This is a genomic window from Rhodobacter capsulatus, assembly GCF_052363175.1.
GTDB classification, from domain to species: domain Bacteria; phylum Pseudomonadota; class Alphaproteobacteria; order Rhodobacterales; family Rhodobacteraceae; genus Rhodobacter; species Rhodobacter capsulatus_D.
Genome location: NZ_CP198946.1, coordinates 2,304,583 through 2,322,387, shown reverse-complemented (window position 1 = coordinate 2,322,387; position 17,805 = coordinate 2,304,583). Strand labels below are relative to the sequence as shown.

Here is a 17,805-nt window from a genome sequence, read left to right as displayed (position 1 = left end):
CGCCCTTTTCAGGGCGCGTTTTCCTTTTCAGGGTGCGGCTTCTTGAAGCGGCCGCGAAAATAGTTTAATGCCAAACCATCTTGAGATGGAGGGACATATGGCCGCCAAGAGCTTCGACATGATCGTGATCGGTGCGGGACCGGGGGGCTATGTCGCCGCGATCCGCGGTGCGCAGCTGGGGCTTTCGGTGGCCGTGGTCGAGCGCGAACATCTGGGCGGCATCTGTCTGAACTGGGGCTGCATCCCGACGAAGGCGCTTCTGCGCTCGGCCGAGGTGTTCCACCTGATGCACCGCGCCAAGGACTTCGGGCTGAAGGCCGAGGGGCTGGGCTATGATCTTGATGCCGTGGTGGCGCGGTCGCGGGCTGTGGCGAAGCAGTTGTCGGGCGGAGTCGGGCATCTTTTGAAAAAGAACAAGGTCACTGTGCTGATGGGCGAGGCCACGCTGCCCCGCGCCGGTGTGGTGGCGGTGAAAAGCGGCGCGAGCGTCGAGGAAATCACGGCCAAGAACATCATCCTCGCCACCGGCGCCCGGGCGCGGACCCTGCCGGGGCTCGAGGCCGATGGCGATCTGGTCTGGACCTACAAGCATGCGCTGGTGCCGAAACGGATGCCGAAGAAGCTTCTGGTGATCGGCTCGGGCGCGATCGGGATCGAATTTGCGTCCTTCTTCAACACCTTGGGCGCCGATACCACGGTGGTCGAAGTGATGGACCGGGTGCTGCCCGTGGAAGACGCCGAGATCTCGGCTTTCGCGAAGAAGCAATTCGTCAAGCAGGGGATGAAGATCCTTGAAAAGACGACGGTGGTGAAGCTCGACCGCAGCCCGGGCAAGGTCGTCGCGCATCTGCAAGATGCCAAGGGCACGGTGACGGCCGAGTTCGACACGGTGATTTCGGCCGTGGGCATCGTCGGCAATGTCGAAGGGCTGGGGCTCGAGGCGCTTGGCGTGAAGATCGACCGCACCCATGTGGTCGTGGATGAATTTTGCCGCACCGGCGTGCCGGGGCTTTACGCCATCGGCGACATCGCCGGGGCGCCGTGGCTAGCCCACAAGGCCAGCCATGAAGGCGTGATGGTGGCCGAACTGATCGCGGGCAAGCATGCCCATCCGATCAAGCCGGGCACGATCGCGGGCTGCACCTATTGCACGCCGCAGGTGGCCTCGGTCGGCATGACCGAGGAAAAGGCGAAAGCCGCGGGTTACGAGGTCAAGGTCGGTCGCTTCCCCTTCATCGGCAACGGCAAGGCGATTGCTTTGGGCGAGCCCGAGGGGATGGTGAAGACCGTCTTCGACGCGAAAACCGGGGAGTTGCTCGGCGCGCATATGGTCGGCGCCGAGGTGACCGAGATGATCCAGGGCTATGTGATCGGCCGCACGCTGGAGACCACCGAGGAAGACCTGATGCACACCGTCTTCCCGCATCCGACGCTGAGCGAGATGATGCATGAATCGGTGCTCGACGCCTATGGACGCGCGCTGCACATGTGACGGAAAGGGGGGCTCTGCCCCCCGTCCGCAAGCGGACTCCCCCCGAGATATTTGGGGCAAGATAAAGGGCGCCCATCGCGGAGCGCCCTTCATGTTTTATCTTGCCGCAAATATCCCGGGGGTGCGGGGGCGGCGCCCCCGCTTTCTTACACCTTAACGACCGCGCCGCCGCCCGACACCCAGTCGCCAAAGCCGCCGAGGTTGTAGACCTCCTTATAGCCCATCTCGACCAGCATCTGCGCCGCGCCCGCGCTGCGTCCGCCCGCGGCGCAAAACAGCACCACGGGTTTTTCGAGCGACAGCTCCTTCAGGCATTCCGGGCTCGACGGGTCGCATTTCATCTTCACCGTGGCCAGCGGCACATGCAGCGCCCCCTTGGCGGTGCCCGAGGCGCGCAGCTCCATCCCGTCGCGCACGTCGATCAGCACCACCTCGCCCTTGGCAGCTTTCGCCACCGCATCGGCAGGCGCGATCCGTTGCACGCGGGCGCCACCCGACACGGCAGAACGCAGGAAGTTGAACATCGAAAACTCCTTCTCCATGCGCCCCGACCGGCGCCTTGACGCTTTTCATGCGGCCAAACCGCCGCGGCTTTCAAGCCTTTTCATATTATACATTCGAAGATTTGAATGCAATGACTGCCATTGCCCTGTTTCCGGGCGCAGCAGGAGAAAAGTTCTCGTTACGTTCGCAATTTCTCGTTGGAGACTCGGGCGCAAGCCCCTATCTATGGGGCCTGACATCTGGGGGCGGGCATGGCCGAGCAAAAGTTCATCGAAGTGCGCGGGGCGCGCGAGCATAACCTCAAGGGCGTCGATCTCGACATTCCCCGCGATGCGCTGACGGTGATCACCGGGCTTTCGGGCTCGGGCAAGTCCTCGCTCGCCTTTGACACGATCTATGCCGAGGGGCAGCGGCGCTACGTCGAAAGCCTGTCGGCCTATGCGCGGCAGTTCCTCGATCAGATGGGCAAGCCCGATGTGGATCACATCTCGGGGCTCAGCCCCGCGATTTCGATCGAGCAGAAGACGACCTCGAAGAACCCGCGCTCGACCGTCGGCACGGTGACCGAGATCTACGACTATCTGCGTCTGCTGTTCGCCCGCGCCGGCACGCCCTATTCGCCCGCCACCGGCCTGCCGATCGAGGCGATGCAGGTGCAGGACATGGTCGATCGCGTCATGGCGATGGAGGAGGGCGCGCGGGGCTATCTGCTGGCCCCGGTGATCCGCGATCGGAAGGGCGAATATCGCAAGGAATTCGCCGAATGGCGCAAGGCGGGGTTCCAGCGGGTGAAGGTGAACGGGGCGTTTTACGACCTTGAAGACCCGCCGACGCTTGACAAGAAATTCCGTCACAACATCGATGTGGTGGTGGACCGGATCGTCGTGCGACCCGGTCTTGAAACCCGGCTGGCCGACAGTTTCCGCACGGCGCTCGATCTGGCCGATGGCATCGCGCTTTGGGAAGATGCGCTGAGTTCCGAGGAAACCGAGGCGGGCAAGGAAGCCGGGCGCATCACGTTTTCGGAAAAATTCGCCTGTCCGGTCAGCGGCTTCACCATTGCCGAAATCGAGCCGCGGCTCTTCTCCTTCAACGCGCCCTTCGGTGCCTGTCCAGTCTGCGACGGGCTGGGGGTGGAGCTGTTCTTCGACGAACGGCTGGTGGTGCCCGATACCTCGCTGACCTTGGCCGCGGGGGCCTTGGCGCCCTGGTCGAAGTCGAAAAGCCCCTATTTCACCCAGACCATCGACGCGCTGTCGAAGCACTACGGTTTCGACAAGCGCAAGCAATGGAAGGATCTGGCCCCCGAGGTGCAGCGGCTTTTCCTTTATGGCTCCGGCAAAGACGAGATCAAGTTCCGCTTCGACGAGGGCGGGCGGGTCTATGAGGTCGCGCGCAGCTTCGAGGGCATCATTCCGAACATGGAACGGCGCTACCGCGAGACCGACTCTGCCTGGTCGCGCGAGGAAATGGAGCGCTATCAGAACAACCGCCCCTGCGGCGCCTGCGGCGGCTATCGGCTCAAGCCCGAGGCGCTGGCGGTGAAGATCGGCGGGCTGCACATCGGGCAGGTCGTGGAAATGTCGATCAAGGAGGCTTACGCGAAGATCGAGGAAGTCCCCGAGCATCTGAGCAAGCAGAAGAACGAGATCGCCCGCCCGATCCTGAAGGAAATCCGCGAACGGCTGGGTTTCCTGATCAATGTGGGCCTGGATTACCTGACGCTGAGCCGCGCGGCGGGCACGCTGTCGGGCGGTGAAAGCCAGCGGATCCGGCTGGCGAGCCAGATCGGCTCGGGGCTGACGGGAGTGCTTTATGTGCTTGATGAGCCGAGCATCGGGCTGCATCAGCGCGATAACGACCGGTTGCTGCAAACGCTGAAGAACCTGCGCGATCAAGGCAATACGGTGCTGGTGGTCGAGCATGACGAGGATGCGATCCGCCATGCGGATTACGTCTTCGACATCGGTCCGGGCGCCGGGGTGCATGGCGGGCAGGTGGTGGCGCATGGCACGCCCGCCGAGATTGCTGCCGATCCGGCGAGCCTCACCGGGCAATATCTGGCGGGCACGCGGCGCATCGAAGTGCCCGGCGTCCGGCGCGAGGGCAATGGCAAGAAGCTCAAGATTTCAAAGGCCTGCGGCAACAACCTGAAAGATGTGACGGCCGAGTTCCCCTTGGGCAAATTCGTCTGCGTGACCGGGGTTTCGGGCGGTGGCAAGTCGACGCTGACGATCGAGACGCTCTATAAAACCGCGGCGATGCGGCTCAATGGCGCGCGCGAAACGCCTGCGCCTTGCGACAGCATCAAGGGCTTCGAGCATCTCGACAAGGTGATCGATATCGATCAGCGGCCGATCGGGCGCACGCCGCGCTCGAACCCCGCGACCTATACCGGCGCCTTCACCCCCATTCGCGACTGGTTCGCGGGCCTGCCCGAGGCGCAGGCGCGCGGCTACAAGCCCGGGCGGTTCAGCTTCAACGTCAAGGGCGGGCGCTGCGAGGCCTGTCAGGGCGATGGTGTGATCAAGATCGAGATGCACTTCCTGCCCGACGTCTATGTGACCTGCGAGACCTGCAAGGGGCATCGCTACAACCGCGAGACGCTGGAGATCCGCTTCAAGGACAAGAGCATCGCCGATGTGCTTGAAATGACGGTGGAAGATGCGCAGGAGTTCTTCAAGGCCGTGCCCTCGATCCGCGAAAAGATGGATGCTTTGGTCGAGGTGGGGCTGGGCTATATCAAGGTCGGTCAGCAGGCGACGACGCTGTCTGGCGGCGAGGCGCAGCGGGTGAAGCTGTCGAAGGAGCTTTCCCGCCGGGCGACCGGGCGCACGCTTTACATCCTGGATGAGCCGACCACGGGGCTGCATTTCGAGGATGTGCGCAAGCTTCTGGAAGTGCTGCATTCTCTGGTCGATCAGGGCAATACAGTGGTGGTGATCGAGCATAACCTCGATGTCATCAAGACCGCCGACTGGATCATTGATATCGGCCCCGAGGGCGGCGATGGCGGCGGCCGGATCGTGGCCGAGGGCACGCCGGAGAAGGTGGCCGCCAATCCGGCCAGCCACACCGGGCGCTATCTGGCGCCGATGCTGGGGATGAAGGAGGCCGCGGAATGACGGCGGATCAGGTCAGGTTCTGGGACCGGGTGGCCGAGCGCTATGCGGCGCGGCCGGTGCGTGATGGTGCCGCTTATCAGGAGATGCTGGCCGAGGTGGCCGGGCGGCTGCGCCCCGGCGACAAGGTGCTGGAAATCGGCTGCGGCACCGGCTCGACCGCGCTGCGGCTCGGGCCGCAGGTGGGGCTGTGGCTCGCCACCGACCTCTCGCCCGAGATGCACCGGATCGCCTGCGCCAAGCCCGGTTGCGCCCCGGTGCAGTTCCGGCTGGCTGCGGCCGAGACCCACCACGCCGAGGCGCCTTTCGATGCGATCTGCGCCTTTCACATCCTGCATCTGGTGCCCGATGCCGGGGCGACGCTGGATGCGCTGTTCGCGCAGCTGAAACCCGGCGGGCTGTTCTTGTCGAAGACCTGGTGTCTGGCCGATCTGCCGCTCTGGATGAAGGCGATCCTGCCGCTGTTGCGGCTGCGTGGCTGGATGCCGCCTGCACGGGCGTTGAAAGCGTCGGAGTTGCGGGCGCTGATCACCGCCGCGGGCTTCACCATCGAGACGGAGCGGACCTTCGGCAAGGGCGCCCACAGCCGCTACATCGTCGCGCGTAAGCCGGGCTGAGCCTAATCCGTGTGGGCCGGACCGACGACCTCGATCACCTTGCCGGTCTCGGCCGAGACCTTGTAGATCACCCAATCGCGCAGGTAATAGCGCCAGCGCCCGTCGACGGGGGGCAGGTCGTAGCGATCAAGCTCGATCAGCATCGACTGGCTCGCGACCGGGAAGTCATCGCCGACTTGGAATCCAGCCGGGCGGGTATTCTGCAGCCGCCAGCGGTTGCCGAATTTGCAGAACGTGTCGTGGGTCGATTGCATCACCTTGCATTCCGTCGCGCCAGGCGGCAGCGGCAGATCCTCGGCCAGAGCGGGCAGGGGCAGGGTCAAACAAAGCAGAAGCAGGGGCGCGCGCATGGGGCAAATTTAGGCGCAGGCCGCGCAAAAGAAAACCCGCCGCAGCCGGGGCCGCAGCGGGTCGGCTCGGGTCAGCGCTTGCAGGTGTTGAGGCCGATCAGCGTGTACAGCGGGCAGGTATTCAGAAGCCCGGTCGCCAGCGGCACGACGCCAATGAGGAAGATCCAGTTGTAGGCGCCTTCGCCACGGGTCAGGAACCCGGCCAGCAGCAAAAGGACACCGGCGGCGATGCGGGCGATCTTGTCGAGCCCGCCAACATTGGTCTTGAACATATGTGCTCCCTTCCGGGCCGGGCAGATCCGGCCGATGCGGAAGGGTAACAAAGCCCGGGGGGCGCTGTCGGTGACCTCGTCACACAGGCTCGGTCGCGGCAAGCCGCGAGAGCGCTGCGGCATCGCAGAGTTCGACCGCGCCGCGTTCGGTGCGCACCCAGCCGCGACGGGCAAAGGCGTCAAGGCGGCGCGACACCACCTCGCGCGCCGAGCCGATCTGCACCGCGATCTCGGCATGGGTGGCGGTGACGCGCCCGGCCTCGGCCCGCGCCACAAGCCAGCCCGCCAGACGGCTTTCGACCGACTGGAACGAGACCCGCTCCATCAGCCGGATCAGATCTTCCATCCGCGCCGCCATTGCTGCAAAGACAAGGCTGCGAAACCCGACAGAATTCTCCATCAATGTCAGGAAGATGGGCCGTGGCACCAGCACAAGGCGGCTTGTCTGCGTGGTGATCGCCTCGCCGCTGTACGTGGCCTCGCCGAGCAGACCAAGCGTCGTCTGCACGCAGGTCTGCCCCGGTTCGACCGCATAAAGCAGCAGCTCGCGGCCGTTCGCCCCGGTCAGAAACACCTCGATCCGGCCGTCGAGCATCAGAACGAAACCCTGCACCGCATCGCCGGGACGAAAGAGCACGGTGCCCTTTGGCACCTCGACGGGCACCAGCGGCGCGAGCGTGGCGCGGGCAATGTCGTCAAGGCAGGCGAGGGCGGGGGCGGCGTCGATCCAAGTCATATTCGCATGTCTATCGCCGCCGCGCACCCGCCTGCAAGGGGGCGGACGTTCAGCCGCGCCCGCGTTTCTCGAACCGCGGCAGCATGGCGGAAAAATCCATCCCCTTGCCGTCTTCTTCCTCGACGAAGCGGGCGTAAAGCTCGGCGGCAAGCGCGCCCATCGGCGTGTCGGCATCGGCACCCGTCGCCGCCTGCTGGCTCAGCCGCAGGTCTTTCAGCATCAGTTCGGCGGCGAAACCGGGCTTGTAGCCATTGTCCGCCGGGCTTTTCGGGCCGACGCCGGGGGCGGGGCAATAGGCGTTCATCACCCAGCTGTAACCGGATGAGGTCGAGACCACATCGAACATCTTCGCCCGGTCAAGGCCCAGCTTGTCGGCCAGCGCAAAGGCCTCGCAGGTGGCGATCATCGTGACGCCCAGGATCATGTTGTTGCAGATCTTTGCCGCCTGTCCGGCGCCCGAGGCGCCGCAATGCACGGCCTTTTGACCCATCACGTCAAAAAGCGGTTTCACCGTGGCAAAGGCCGCATCCGAGCCGCCGACCATGAAGGTGAGCGTGCCCGCCGTCGCCCCGCCGACGCCGCCCGAGACCGGCGCATCGAGCGCGCCCATGCCCGCGGTGGCCGCCTCGGCCGCGACCTGACGCGCGCTTTCGACATCGACGGTCGAGCAATCGCAAAGCACCGCGCCCGGTGTCATCGCGCGCAGCGCCTCGTCCGCCACCGCACGCAGGATCGCGCCATTGGGCAGCATGGTGATGACGACCTCGGCGCCGCGTGCGGCCTCGGCGATGGATTTCGCCTGTGCGACGCCTTCGGGGCAAGGCGCGGCCAGATCGAAGCCCATCACCAGATGCCCCGCTTTCGCCAGATTGGTCGCCATCGGTGCGCCCATGTTCCCAAGTCCGATGAAACCGACTTTCATGTGTCCTCCCAAGGATTTGTGACGCGATGTTCAGGCGTCGAAAGGAATTTCCCAGCCCTTTGGCAGCGGCGCGAGCAACTCGGCCAACAGCGCATCGGGCAGGGTCTCAAGGCTGTAGCGCCAGACCGGCTTGCGGTCCTTGTCGATGATCTGCGCCCGCACGCCCTCAAGGAACTCCGCCTTTTCGACCGCGCGCAGGGTGAAGCGGAACTCGTTCGACAGCGCCTCGCGGATCGTTGGCGTTGCCCGCGTCATCCGCACCAGTCGCAGCGTCGCCTCGGCCGAGAGCGCCGAGACCCGGCGCAAGGTGGTGGCAGTCTCCTGCGCGAAATCGCCGGGCATCCGGTCAAGAGTTCCGACGATTTCGCGCAGGTTGCCCCCGCCAAAGGCCGCGTCGATCTCGGGGCGGAAATCGGCAAGGCGGCCCTTCTGGGCGGGGGTATGGTGTTTCGGCAGGCAGGACGGATCGCCGGTCGCGGTGATCTGCGCGATCAGCTCGGGCCAATCCGCCTCGGGGATGTAAAGATCGGCAAAGCCTGCATAGATCGCATCGGCGGCGTTGATGCGCCCGCCGGTCAGGCCGAGATATTCGCCGACCCGCCCGGGGGCGAGGGCGAGGATCAGCGTGCCGCCGACGTCGGGAATGAGGCCGATCCCGGTCTCGGGCATGGCGATTTGCGTGGTGTCGCCGACGATGCGGTGGCTGGCGTGACCGCCCACACCCACGCCGCCGCCCATGACGAAGCCCTGCATGAAGGCGACGATCGGCTTTTCATATTCCTTGATCAGCGCGTTCAGCCGATATTCGGCCCGCCAGAACCGCGGCCCGATCTCGAAATCGCCTTCCTTGCCAAGGTGATAGATCGTGGCAATGTCGCCGCCTGCGCAAAAGGCCCGCGGCCCCTCGGCGTCGATGATCACGACCTCGACCGCGGGGTCATGGCGCCAGTCATCCAGCGCCTTCTCGATCGCCCCGGCCATGCCGTGATCAAGCGCATTGAGCGCTTGCGGGCGGTTGAAGGTGATGCGGCCCGCGCGGCCCTCCTTGCGGGCCAGGATCCAGTCGGTCATCGGTCGCGCTCCGCAATCAGACTGCGGCCGACGATCAACCGCATGATTTCATTGGTGCCTTCGAGGATCTGATGGACGCGCAGATCGCGCACCAGTTTCTCGATCCCGTAATCGGCCAGATAGCCGTAGCCGCCATGCAGCTGCAGGCATTGGTTGGCGACGTCAAAGGCCGCATCGGTGACGTAAAGCTTTGCCATCGCACAGAATTTCGTCGCGTCCGGGGTGGCGTGGTCGAGCTTCCACGCCGCCTGCCGCAGGAAGACCCGCGCCGATTGCAGCTTGACCTCTTGTTCCGCCAGGCGGAATTGCAGCGCCTGAAACTGATCGAGCGACTGGCCGAACGCCTTGCGCTCGCCCATGTAGCGCAGCGTCGCGTTCAAGGCCGCCTGCGCGCCGCCAAGCGCCGAGGCCGCGATGTTCAGCCGCCCGCCATCAAGCCCCGCCATCGCATAGCTGAACCCCTTCCCCTCGGCGCCGACAAGGTTCTCGGCCGGGATCACGCAATCGTCGAAGTTCACCTGCGACGTCGGTTGCGCCCGCCAGCCCATCTTGTCCTCAAGCCCGCCGAAAGACAGCCCCTTCGTGCCCGCCGCGACGACCACGGTCGAGATGCCCTTCGGCCCCTCGGTCCCGGTGCGGACCATCGTCAGATAGGCATCGGAATAGCCGCCGCCCGAGATGAAGGCCTTGGTGCCATTGAGCTTGTAGCCGCCGGGCACGGCTTCGGCCCGGGTGCGCAGGGCCGCCGCGTCCGAGCCCGAGCCGGGTTCGGTCAGGCAGTAGGAAAAGATCGTCTCCATCGTGCAGAGCTTCGGCAGCCATTTCGCCTTGGTCTCGGGCGAGCCGAATTTGTCGATCATGCCGCCGCACATGTTGTGGATCGACAGGAACGACCCCACCGCCGGGCAGGCCATGGCCAGCGCCTCGAAGACAAGCGTCGCATCAAGTCGGCTCAGCCCAGAGCCGCCGTAATCCTCCGAGACATAGATGCCACCAAGCCCCAGCGCGGCCACCTTGGGCCACAGATCGCGCGGAATCGTGCCCGCCGCCTCCCAGTCGCGCGCGTGCGGCGCGATCTCTTCCTGCCCGAAGGCGAAGGCCATGTCGAAGATGGCCTGTTGCTCCTCGCTCAGCGCGAAATCCATGCGCCCCTCCCAAAGTGCCTGAATTGAACGTCTGTTTAATTTCGAATCCTTGCACGAGTTTTGCAAGGTGGGGGAAGGGGCGCTGCCCCTCTTGGCCTGCGGCCAATTCACCCCGAGATATTTCGGGCAAGATAAAGCGATGGGCTTTTCCTGGCGCAAATACGCCTCTGGCCCGAAGGGCAGGCCGCGCCGAAGCGCGGCCCGCTGTCATGCGATCAGTCGAGCGCCTTGAAGTTCAGCGCCACGCCGTCCTTGATCCCCGAGAACCAGCGCGCCGTGACCGTCTTCGTCTTGGTGTAGAAGCGGAAGGCATCCGGCCCGTATTGGTTCAGATCGCCAAAGGCCGATTTTTTCCAGCCGCCGAAGGTGTAGTAGGACAGCGGCACCGGGATCGGGAAGTTGATGCCGACCATGCCGACATTGACGCGGCTGGCGAAGTCGCGCGCGGTGTCGCCGTCCGCGGTGAAGATCGCCGTGCCGTTGCCGTATTCGTTGTCGATGACGAGCTTCAGCGCGTCTTCGTAGCTATCCTTGCGCACGACGCTCAGCACCGGCCCGAAGATCTCCTGCTTGTAGATCTCCATCTCGGTCGTCACCTCGTCAAAGAGGGTCGGGCCGACGTAATAGCCGTTCTCGTAGCCCTGGATCTTCAGCCCGCGGCCGTCGACGACAAGTTTCGCACCTTGCTCGACGCCCGAGCCGATCAGCCCTTCGATCCGGTCTTTCGCCTGTTTGGTGATGACCGGCCCGAAATCGACATCGGCGCCGCCGGTGTAGGGGCCGACCTTCAGCTTTTCGATCTTCGGGATCAGCCGCGAGACCAGCGCCTCGGCCGTGCCCTGGCCGACCGGCACCGCGACCGAGATCGCCATGCAGCGCTCGCCCGCCGCGCCGTAACCAGCGCCAACGAGCGCATCGGCCGCCTTGTCCATGTCGGCATCGGGCATGATGATCATGTGGTTCTTGGCGCCGCCAAAGCACTGCGCGCGTTTGCCGTTCGCACAGGCGCGGCCATAGATATATTGCGCGATCGGCGTCGAGCCGACGAAGCCCACAGCCTGAATGGTCTCGTTGTCAAGGATCGCGTCGACCGCTTCCTTGTCGCCGTTCACCACTTGCAGCACGCCATCGGGCAGGCCCGCTTGCTTGGCGAGTTCCGCCAGACGCAGCGCGGTCGAGGGGCAACGTTCGGACGGTTTCAGCACCATCGCGTTCCCGGCCGAGAGCGCCGGGCCCATTTTCCACAGCGGAATCATCGCCGGGAAGTTGAAGGGGGGTGATGCCGGCGACGACGCCGAGCGGCTGGCGCATCGAATAGATGTCGATGCCCGGGCCGGCGCCATCGGTGTATTCGCCCTTCAGCAGCGCCGGGGCGCCCATGCAGACCTCGATCACTTCAAGGCCGCGTTGCACGTCGCCGCGGCCATCGGCCAGCACCTTGCCATGCTCGACCGAGACGAGTTCCGCCAACTCATCCATATGCGCGTTGATCAGATCGGCGAATTTCATCATCACCCGGGCACGGCGCTGCGGGTTCGTCGCGGCCCAGCCCAGTTGCGCCTTTTCGGCCTCGGCCACAGCCGCGTCGAGTTCCGCCTTGGTCGCCAGCGCCACTTTCGCGCGCACTTCGCCGGTGGCCGGGTTCATCACATCGGTGAAACGGCCCGAAGTGCCCGCAACCATCTTGCCGTTGATCCAGTGTCCGATCTCTTTCATGTCGTCCTCCCTGACAGGTTTGCGGCACTTTACCCTTGCGAAAATGCCGCCAAAAGAGGAAGTCAGGCAAAAGCGTTTTGCAGTTTTGCAAAGGTTGCAACGATGGACTGGGATGATCTGCGGGTGTTTCTGGCGGTGGCGCGGGCGGAAAGCCTGTCGGGCGCGGGGCGTGTGCTCAAATGCGATGCCGCCACCGTCGGGCGGCGCGTTGCGCGGCTCGAAGAAGCTGTCGGCGCGAAGCTTTTTGCGAAATCCCCGCAGGGCTATGCGCTGACCGCCGAGGGCGCGCGGCTGATGCCCCATGCCGAGGCAGCCGAGGCTGCCTTCGCGGGCGCGGCCGAGGAGCTTTCGGGCGGGGCCGGGCAGATCACCGGACAGCTGCGCATCGGCGCGCCGGATGGCTGCGCGAATTACCTGCTGCCGCAGGTCTGCGCCGCGATCTGCGACGCGCATCCGGGGCTTGAAATCCAGATCGTCGCGCTGCCGCGGGTCTTCAACCTCTCGAAACGCGAGGCGGATATGGCGATTGCGGTTTCGCCGCCCTCGGCCGGGCGGCTGACGGTGCAAAAACTCGTGGATTATCAATTGCATCTGGCCGCGCATGAGGCCTATCTGCGCCGCCATCCGCCAATCACCGAGCGGGCGCAGCTGAAGGGGCATCGCATCGTCGGCTATATTCCCGACATGATCTTCGACAAGGAGTTGGACTATCTGGCGCAGACCGGGGCGGACAAGGTGGAACTCGCCTCGAATTCGGTCTCGGTGCAGATGCAGATGCTGCGCGCGGGGGCGGGGCTTGGAATCGTGCATGATTTCGCGCTGCCCTTCACACCCGGCGTCGTGCGGGTTCTGCCCGAGGATATCGCGCTTTCCCGCGCCTTCTGGCTCATTCGCCATGCCGATGATCGGCGGTCCGAACGGCTCGACCGGCTGGCCGAGGCCTTGGGGCGCGGGATGCGGCGCGAGGTGGCGCGGCTCGAGGCGCTGGCCGTCACGGGCGAGGGCGTCGGCTCGCCCACGCGGGCGCTGTGACGCTGCGGCGCGGCAGGGGGTGCTTGCAAATCCCGCGCCGATGCTGTTGCGTGCGCTCACCTTTCGGTGAACGCAGTCGGAGGAGGACTGGATGCGGATCGGCCTTTACCCCGGAACCTTCGACCCGGTGACCCTTGGGCATATCGACATCATCGAGCGCGCTTTGGCGCTGGTGGATCGGCTGGTGATCGGGGTGGCGATCAACCGCGACAAGGGCCCGCTGTTTTCGCTCGAAGAGCGTGTGGAGATGATCAAGGCGGAATGCGCGCCGATCACCGCGCGGCGCGGCGGCGAGATTGTCGTGCATCCGTTCGAAAACCTGCTGATCGACTGCGCCCGCGATGTCGGCGCGGGCGTGATCGTGCGCGGGCTGCGGGCGGTCGCGGATTTCGAATATGAATTCCAGATGGTGGGGATGAACCGTGCGCTCGATGCCAGTGTCGAGACGGTGTTCCTGATGGCCGATGCGCGGCGGCAGGCGATTGCCTCGAAGCTGGTGAAAGAAATCGCGCGGCTCGGCGGCGACGTGTCGAAATTCGTCACGCCGATGGTGGCCGAGCGGCTCTCCGCGCGGCTGCACCGCTAGGCGGTCCCGTGTCGGCGGGGGCGTTTTCGCAGATCTCCGGCCGCTTTTACCGCATCGTTCCCGCGGCCCATGCCGGGGCCGCGCTTTCCCCCGCCCCGAGCCGCGAGGGTCGCTTTCACCATGATTTCCAGCCGACGCTCTATGTCTCGTCCCGGCCGGACTGGGCGCAGCATGCGGTGCGCGTTTACATCGGGCCGGATGATCCGCCACGGGTGATCTGCGCGCTGACGATCGGTCCCGCGCGGGTGCTCGATCTGCGCGACAGCGCGCAATGCGCCGCCTGGGGCGTCGATCCCGCGCTTGCGGCGGTGCCTTGGCTGCCCGAACGCGCGCAGGGCCTTGCGGCCTCAAGCTGGCAGGTGGCTGATGCGGCGCGCGCGGGCGGTGCGGCAGGGATGATCTACACCGCCCGCAGTGCGCCGGATCGTTGGCATCTGGTGCTGTTCGACTGGAGAGACAAAACACGCGTAGCACGCCTGACGGGGCGGCACTGGCCTGCCGATTTCGGCTGAGGCAAGCGCGTCACGGTGGGCCTCGGCGAGGCTCCTTCGGGCTATGCTTTTATCTTGCCTTAAATATCTCGGGGGGCCGAGGCATCGCCTCGGCGGGGCAGAGCCCCCGGCTTGCCCGAGGCGAAAAGGGCTCAGCCCTTCATCTTGAAACCCTTGCCGATCTGATCGGAGGGTTTTACCGGATAATCGCCCGAGAAACAGGCGTCGCAATATTGCGGGCAGGCGTTGTCGCGCCCGCCCTCGGCCCCCGCGGCGCGGTAAAGACCGTCGAGCGAGATGAATTCAAGGCTGTTCACCCCGATCCAGTCGCGCATCTCCTCGACCGACATCCGCGCCGCCAGAAGCTTGTTCCGGTCGGGCGTGTCGACGCCGTAAAAGCAGGGCCAGGCGGTGGGCGGGCTGGCAATGCGGAAATGCACCTCGGCCGCGCCGGCTTCGAGGATCATTTCCTTGATCTTGCGGCTCGTCGTGCCGCGCACGACCGAGTCGTCCACCAGCACCACGCGCTTGCCCTTGATCAGGCAGCGGTTGACGTTCAGCTTCAGCCGCACGCCCATGTTGCGGATGTGCTCGGTCGGCTCGATGAAGGTGCGGCCCATGTATTGGTTGCGGGTGATGCCAAGCGCAAAGGGAATTCCCGATTCCTGGCTGTAGCCGATCGCGGCCGGGGTGCCGCTGTCGGGCACTGGGCAGACCAGATCGGCCTCGACGGGCGCCTCGCGCGCGAGTTCCACCCCGATCTGGCGGCGCGTCTCATAGACCGAGCGGCCGCCGATGATGCTGTCGGGCCGCGAGAAATAGACATGTTCGAAGATGCAGAACCGCGGTTGCGCCGCATGGAAGGGCCGGGTGCTCTCGATCTGGCCTTCGTGGATGATCACCATCTCTCCGGGCTCGATCTCGCGCACCAGCTCCGCCCCGATGATATCAAGCGCGCAGGTCTCGGACGAGAGCACATAGCCGTTTTCGCCCAGCCGCCCCAGCACCAGCGGGCGCACGCCCAGCGGATCGCGCACGCCGATCAGTTTCGTGCGCGTCATCGCGATGACCGAAAACGCCCCCTCGACCCGGCGCAGCGCATCGGCGATGCGCTCGGCATGGTTGGTCTGGATCGAGCGCGCCATCAGATGGATGATGCATTCGCTGTCCGAGCCGGATTGAAAGATCGCACCGCGGTCGATCAGCTCGCGGCGCAAAGCATCGGCATTCGTCAGGTTGCCGTTATGGGCGATCGCACAGCCGCCCATCGAAAACTCGCCGAAGAAGGGCTGGATGTCGCGGATCACCGCAGCTTTCGAGCCCGCCGTCGAATAGCGCACATGCCCGATGGCCAGCGGCCCCGGCAGCGTTTCCATCAGCGAGGCCTTGGTGAAGTTGTCACGCACATAGCCGAAGCGATGCGCCGAGTTGAAGCCCTTGGCCGGATCATGGGCGACGATGCCGCCCGCTTCCTGACCGCGGTGCTGCAGCGCATGCAGGCCAAGCGCCACGAAGTTTGCGGCATCGGTGACGCCGATCACGCCAAAGACGCCGCATTCCTCCTTCAGCTTGTCGTCGTCGAACGGATGCGACAGGAAGGTCTTTTCGGCAGCGGTCATGGGAAGGCTCCAGGGGATCGGCGGCTTGGCGCGGCTTTAACGCGAAACGGGAGGGCTGTTAAGCCCTCCCGCTCGGAATTCCTTACAAAGCTGTCACGATTTCGCGTGAGCGCCTCAGTTCGAGGCAGGAGCCGGGGTTTCGGCGGCGGGCGCGGGGGCCTCGGTGCCCGCCACGGGGCCGCATTTTGCCACCAGCGCCTCGTAGCGGCCGACGATCCAGCCCGGCGCGTCGTCGGGCATGGTGTCGTCCATCTGCCCGCTCAGCTTCGAAAACACCTTTGCCGAGCGCGAGTTGTCGACGATCGGCATCGCTTGCGCCGCGACGAGCTTGTCATAGACGACGAAAGCCACCGCCACCAGGATCACGCCGCGCGCGACCCCGAACAGAAAGCCCAGCCCCTGATCCAGCCCGCCCAGAACCGAGCGCTGCACCAGCGTTGCAAAGAGCGGCGTCAGGATCGAAAACAGCACCAGCGACAGCGCGAAAACCGCGGCAAAGCCGCCGATCGTCGCGAGTTCGCAGCTGTCGGCCAGAAACTTGTTCAGGACCGGAAGCTGCGCGATCAAGGGCTTGGCGGCATCGGCAAAGGTATAGGCCAGCACCGCGGCACCGATCCAGCCCATGATGGCAAGGCCTTCGCGGACGAAGCCGCGGCTGTAGGCGAGGATCGCCGACAGGATGATGGTGACTGCCACAATGGCGTCAACAATGGTGAACCCTTCCATGGTCCTGAACCCCCTGCGACGCTAGCCTGCGCCGAACATGTCCCCAACGAATGTCACGAGGTCGGGCAGCTTGCGCAGCGCCATCCCCGCCCCGCCTTCAAGCTTGGTGCCCACCGGCAGGATCGCCTGTGAGAAACCAAGTTTCTCTGCCTCTTTCAACCTGTTTTCCGCCTGTCCCACCGGGCGCAGCGCCGCAGAAAGCGAGATTTCTCCGAAAATCACCAGATCGGCCGGAAGCGCCACATCCTCGCGCGCCGAAAGCAGCGCGGCCGCCAAGGCCAGATCGGCGGCGGGTTCCAGCACCTTCAGCCCGCCCGCGACGTTCAGGAAGACGTCAAGCCCGGCAAAGGGAATGCCGCAGCGGCTTTCCAGAACGGCGAGGATCGTGGAAACCCGCCCCGAATCGAGCCCGACCACGGTGCGGCGGGGGGAAGCGAGGGAGGACGGCGCCACCAGCGCCTGAATTTCTGTCAGCACCGGGCGCGTGCCCTCGATGCCCGCAAAGACCGCCGAGCCGGGCGCGGGCTGGCCGCGTTCGGACAGAAACAGGGCCGAGGGGTTGGCGACTTCGGCCAGACCGCCGCCGGTCATCTCGAAGACGCCGATTTCGCTGGCCGGGCCGAAGCGGTTCTTCACCGCGCGCAGGATGCGGAACTGGTGCCCGCGCTCGCCCTCGAAATAGAGCACGGTGTCGACCATGTGCTCGACCACGCGCGGCCCGGCGATCTGGCCTTCCTTGGTGACATGGCCGACAAGGATCACCGAGACGCCGCGGGATTTCGCGAAAGTCACCAGCTCATGCGCGGCGGCGCGGACCTGAGAGACCGAGCCCGGCGCGGCTTCGACCATGTCGGCCCACATCGTCTGGATCGAGTCGATCACCACCAGATCGGGCCGCTCGGCTTCGAGCGTCGTCAGGATGTCACGCAGGTTGGTTTCGGCGCCAAGGCTCACGGGCGCATCGGCAAGCCCCAGCCGCATCGCCCGCATCCGCACCTGCGCCGAGGCTTCTTCGCCCGAGATATAAAGGCATTTCAGCCCCTTGCGGGCAAAGGCGGCAACGGCCTGCAACAGCAGCGTCGATTTCCCGATGCCCGGATCGCCGCCGACAAGGATCGCCGAGGCGGGCACAAGGCCGCCCCCCAGCACCCGGTCGAATTCCGCCATGCCGCACAGCGTGCGCGGCGGCGGCGCCTCTTCATGGGCGAGCGTCGTCAGATCGATGCGCCGCCCCTTCGCCCCGCCCAGACTTTTGCCCGCGGGACCCGCCGACAGGGGCGCTTCCTCGATGATCGAGTTCCACGCGCCGCAGGCGTCGCAGCGCCCCGACCATTTGCGATGGACGGCACCACAGTCGGTGCAGGTGAATTGTGCGGATGCCTTTGCCATGCGCCCTTGTGGCAG

16 protein-coding genes and 1 pseudogene are annotated in these 17,805 nt (G+C 65.4%); 6 read left to right on the top strand and 11 right to left on the bottom strand.

Annotation, left to right across the window (positions count from 1 at the left end; all coding sequences use genetic code 11):
• Positions 1-97: 97 nt before the first annotated feature.
• Positions 98-1,492, top strand: coding sequence for a dihydrolipoyl dehydrogenase (lpdA, locus tag ACTTAI_RS12290; RefSeq protein WP_444455754.1), 1,395 nt, complete (start codon positions 98-100; stop codon positions 1,490-1,492).
• 146 nt (positions 1,493-1,638) lie between these two features.
• Here lpdA and ACTTAI_RS12285 read toward each other — a convergent pair whose 3' ends face one another.
• Complete coding sequence (locus ACTTAI_RS12285) at positions 1,639-2,016, bottom strand: rhodanese-like domain-containing protein (protein WP_444451841.1); 378 nt, start codon at positions 2,014-2,016, stop codon at positions 1,639-1,641.
• Between the two features lie 231 nt (positions 2,017-2,247).
• On the opposite strand from ACTTAI_RS12285, the gene uvrA reads away from it, so the two are divergent.
• A complete protein-coding gene (uvrA, locus tag ACTTAI_RS12280) occupies positions 2,248-5,121 on the top strand; it encodes an excinuclease ABC subunit UvrA (RefSeq protein ID WP_444451840.1) in 2,874 nt (957 codons plus the stop codon).
• Positions 5,118-5,735: a class I SAM-dependent methyltransferase gene (locus ACTTAI_RS12275; RefSeq protein WP_444451839.1), complete on the top strand. Its 618-nt coding sequence runs from the start codon at positions 5,118-5,120 to the stop codon at positions 5,733-5,735. The genes uvrA and ACTTAI_RS12275 overlap by 4 nt, the downstream gene beginning before the upstream one ends.
• Before the next feature lie 2 nt (positions 5,736-5,737).
• On the opposite strand, the gene ACTTAI_RS12270 is transcribed toward ACTTAI_RS12275, so the two are convergent.
• The 7 genes and pseudogenes from ACTTAI_RS12270 to ACTTAI_RS12240 form a co-directional block, all read right to left on the bottom strand.
• Complete coding sequence (locus tag ACTTAI_RS12270; RefSeq protein WP_444451838.1) at positions 5,738-6,085, bottom strand: hypothetical protein; 348 nt, start codon at positions 6,083-6,085, stop codon at positions 5,738-5,740.
• Between the two features lie 71 nt (positions 6,086-6,156).
• Positions 6,157-6,357, bottom strand: coding sequence for a YgaP family membrane protein (locus ACTTAI_RS12265; RefSeq protein ID WP_444451837.1), 201 nt, complete (start codon positions 6,355-6,357; stop codon positions 6,157-6,159).
• A 79-nt stretch (positions 6,358-6,436) separates the two neighbouring features.
• On the bottom strand, positions 6,437-7,093 hold the full coding sequence (locus tag ACTTAI_RS12260) for a Crp/Fnr family transcriptional regulator (protein ID WP_444451836.1): 657 nt from the start codon (positions 7,091-7,093) through the stop codon (positions 6,437-6,439).
• A 49-nt stretch (positions 7,094-7,142) separates the two neighbouring features.
• Positions 7,143-8,015: a 3-hydroxyisobutyrate dehydrogenase gene (gene mmsB / locus ACTTAI_RS12255; protein ID WP_444451835.1), complete on the bottom strand. Its 873-nt coding sequence runs from the start codon at positions 8,013-8,015 to the stop codon at positions 7,143-7,145.
• 30 nt (positions 8,016-8,045) lie between these two features.
• Positions 8,046-9,086: an enoyl-CoA hydratase/isomerase family protein gene (locus ACTTAI_RS12250; RefSeq protein ID WP_444451834.1), complete on the bottom strand. Its 1,041-nt coding sequence runs from the start codon at positions 9,084-9,086 to the stop codon at positions 8,046-8,048.
• Positions 9,083-10,231: an acyl-CoA dehydrogenase family protein gene (locus tag ACTTAI_RS12245; protein WP_444451833.1), complete on the bottom strand. Its 1,149-nt coding sequence runs from the start codon at positions 10,229-10,231 to the stop codon at positions 9,083-9,085. Before ACTTAI_RS12245 ends, ACTTAI_RS12250 begins: the two co-directional genes overlap by 4 nt.
• 215 nt (positions 10,232-10,446) lie before the next feature.
• Positions 10,447-11,947, bottom strand: a pseudogene (locus ACTTAI_RS12240) (CoA-acylating methylmalonate-semialdehyde dehydrogenase).
• A gap of 102 nt (positions 11,948-12,049) precedes the next feature.
• Between ACTTAI_RS12240 and ACTTAI_RS12235 the strand changes: the two are divergent.
• The 3 genes from ACTTAI_RS12235 to ACTTAI_RS12225 all read left to right on the top strand — a co-directional run bounded on the left by ACTTAI_RS12235 (position 12,050) and on the right by ACTTAI_RS12225 (position 14,077).
• A complete protein-coding gene (locus tag ACTTAI_RS12235) occupies positions 12,050-12,979 on the top strand; it encodes a LysR family transcriptional regulator (RefSeq protein ID WP_444451832.1) in 930 nt (309 codons plus the stop codon).
• A gap of 91 nt (positions 12,980-13,070) precedes the next feature.
• Complete coding sequence (gene coaD / locus ACTTAI_RS12230; protein WP_444451831.1) at positions 13,071-13,565, top strand: pantetheine-phosphate adenylyltransferase; 495 nt, start codon at positions 13,071-13,073, stop codon at positions 13,563-13,565.
• Positions 13,566-13,573: 8 nt separating this feature from the next.
• On the top strand, positions 13,574-14,077 hold the full coding sequence (locus tag ACTTAI_RS12225; RefSeq protein WP_444451830.1) for an RES family NAD+ phosphorylase: 504 nt from the start codon (positions 13,574-13,576) through the stop codon (positions 14,075-14,077).
• Between the two features lie 131 nt (positions 14,078-14,208).
• Here ACTTAI_RS12225 and purF read toward each other — a convergent pair whose 3' ends face one another.
• From purF to radA, 3 genes are all read right to left on the bottom strand, one after another.
• Positions 14,209-15,675 (bottom strand): amidophosphoribosyltransferase, encoded by a 1,467-nt coding sequence (purF, locus tag ACTTAI_RS12220; RefSeq protein ID WP_444451829.1) that lies wholly within the window; start codon positions 15,673-15,675, stop codon positions 14,209-14,211.
• A gap of 114 nt (positions 15,676-15,789) precedes the next feature.
• Positions 15,790-16,401, bottom strand: coding sequence for a CvpA family protein (locus ACTTAI_RS12215; protein WP_444451828.1), 612 nt, complete (start codon positions 16,399-16,401; stop codon positions 15,790-15,792).
• 21 nt (positions 16,402-16,422) lie between these two features.
• Positions 16,423-17,790, bottom strand: a complete 1,368-nt coding sequence (radA, locus tag ACTTAI_RS12210; protein WP_444451827.1) for a DNA repair protein RadA — start codon at positions 17,788-17,790, stop codon at positions 16,423-16,425.
• Between the last annotated feature and the right edge of the window lie 15 nt (positions 17,791-17,805).

Bases quoted from the DNA above. Each gene is read 5' to 3' on its own strand.
- lpdA (WP_444455754.1), top strand. From the start codon at position 98: ATGGCCGCCAAGAGCTTCGACATGATCGTGATCGGTGCGGGACCGGGG.
- ACTTAI_RS12285 (WP_444451841.1), bottom strand. From the start codon at position 2,016: ATGTTCAACTTCCTGCGTTCTGCCGTGTCGGGTGGCGCCCGCGTGCAA.
- uvrA (WP_444451840.1), top strand. From the start codon at position 2,248: ATGGCCGAGCAAAAGTTCATCGAAGTGCGCGGGGCGCGCGAGCATAAC.
- ACTTAI_RS12275 (WP_444451839.1), top strand. From the start codon at position 5,118: ATGACGGCGGATCAGGTCAGGTTCTGGGACCGGGTGGCCGAGCGCTAT.
- ACTTAI_RS12270 (WP_444451838.1), bottom strand. From the start codon at position 6,085: ATGCGCGCGCCCCTGCTTCTGCTTTGTTTGACCCTGCCCCTGCCCGCT.
- ACTTAI_RS12265 (WP_444451837.1), bottom strand. From the start codon at position 6,357: ATGTTCAAGACCAATGTTGGCGGGCTCGACAAGATCGCCCGCATCGCC.
- ACTTAI_RS12260 (WP_444451836.1), bottom strand. From the start codon at position 7,093: ATGACTTGGATCGACGCCGCCCCCGCCCTCGCCTGCCTTGACGACATT.
- mmsB (WP_444451835.1), bottom strand. From the start codon at position 8,015: ATGAAAGTCGGTTTCATCGGACTTGGGAACATGGGCGCACCGATGGCG.
- ACTTAI_RS12250 (WP_444451834.1), bottom strand. From the start codon at position 9,086: ATGACCGACTGGATCCTGGCCCGCAAGGAGGGCCGCGCGGGCCGCATC.
- ACTTAI_RS12245 (WP_444451833.1), bottom strand. From the start codon at position 10,231: ATGGATTTCGCGCTGAGCGAGGAGCAACAGGCCATCTTCGACATGGCC.
- ACTTAI_RS12235 (WP_444451832.1), top strand. From the start codon at position 12,050: ATGGACTGGGATGATCTGCGGGTGTTTCTGGCGGTGGCGCGGGCGGAA.
- coaD (WP_444451831.1), top strand. From the start codon at position 13,071: ATGCGGATCGGCCTTTACCCCGGAACCTTCGACCCGGTGACCCTTGGG.
- purF (WP_444451829.1), bottom strand. From the start codon at position 15,675: ATGACCGCTGCCGAAAAGACCTTCCTGTCGCATCCGTTCGACGACGAC.
- ACTTAI_RS12215 (WP_444451828.1), bottom strand. From the start codon at position 16,401: ATGGAAGGGTTCACCATTGTTGACGCCATTGTGGCAGTCACCATCATC.
- radA (WP_444451827.1), bottom strand. From the start codon at position 17,790: ATGGCAAAGGCATCCGCACAATTCACCTGCACCGACTGTGGTGCCGTC.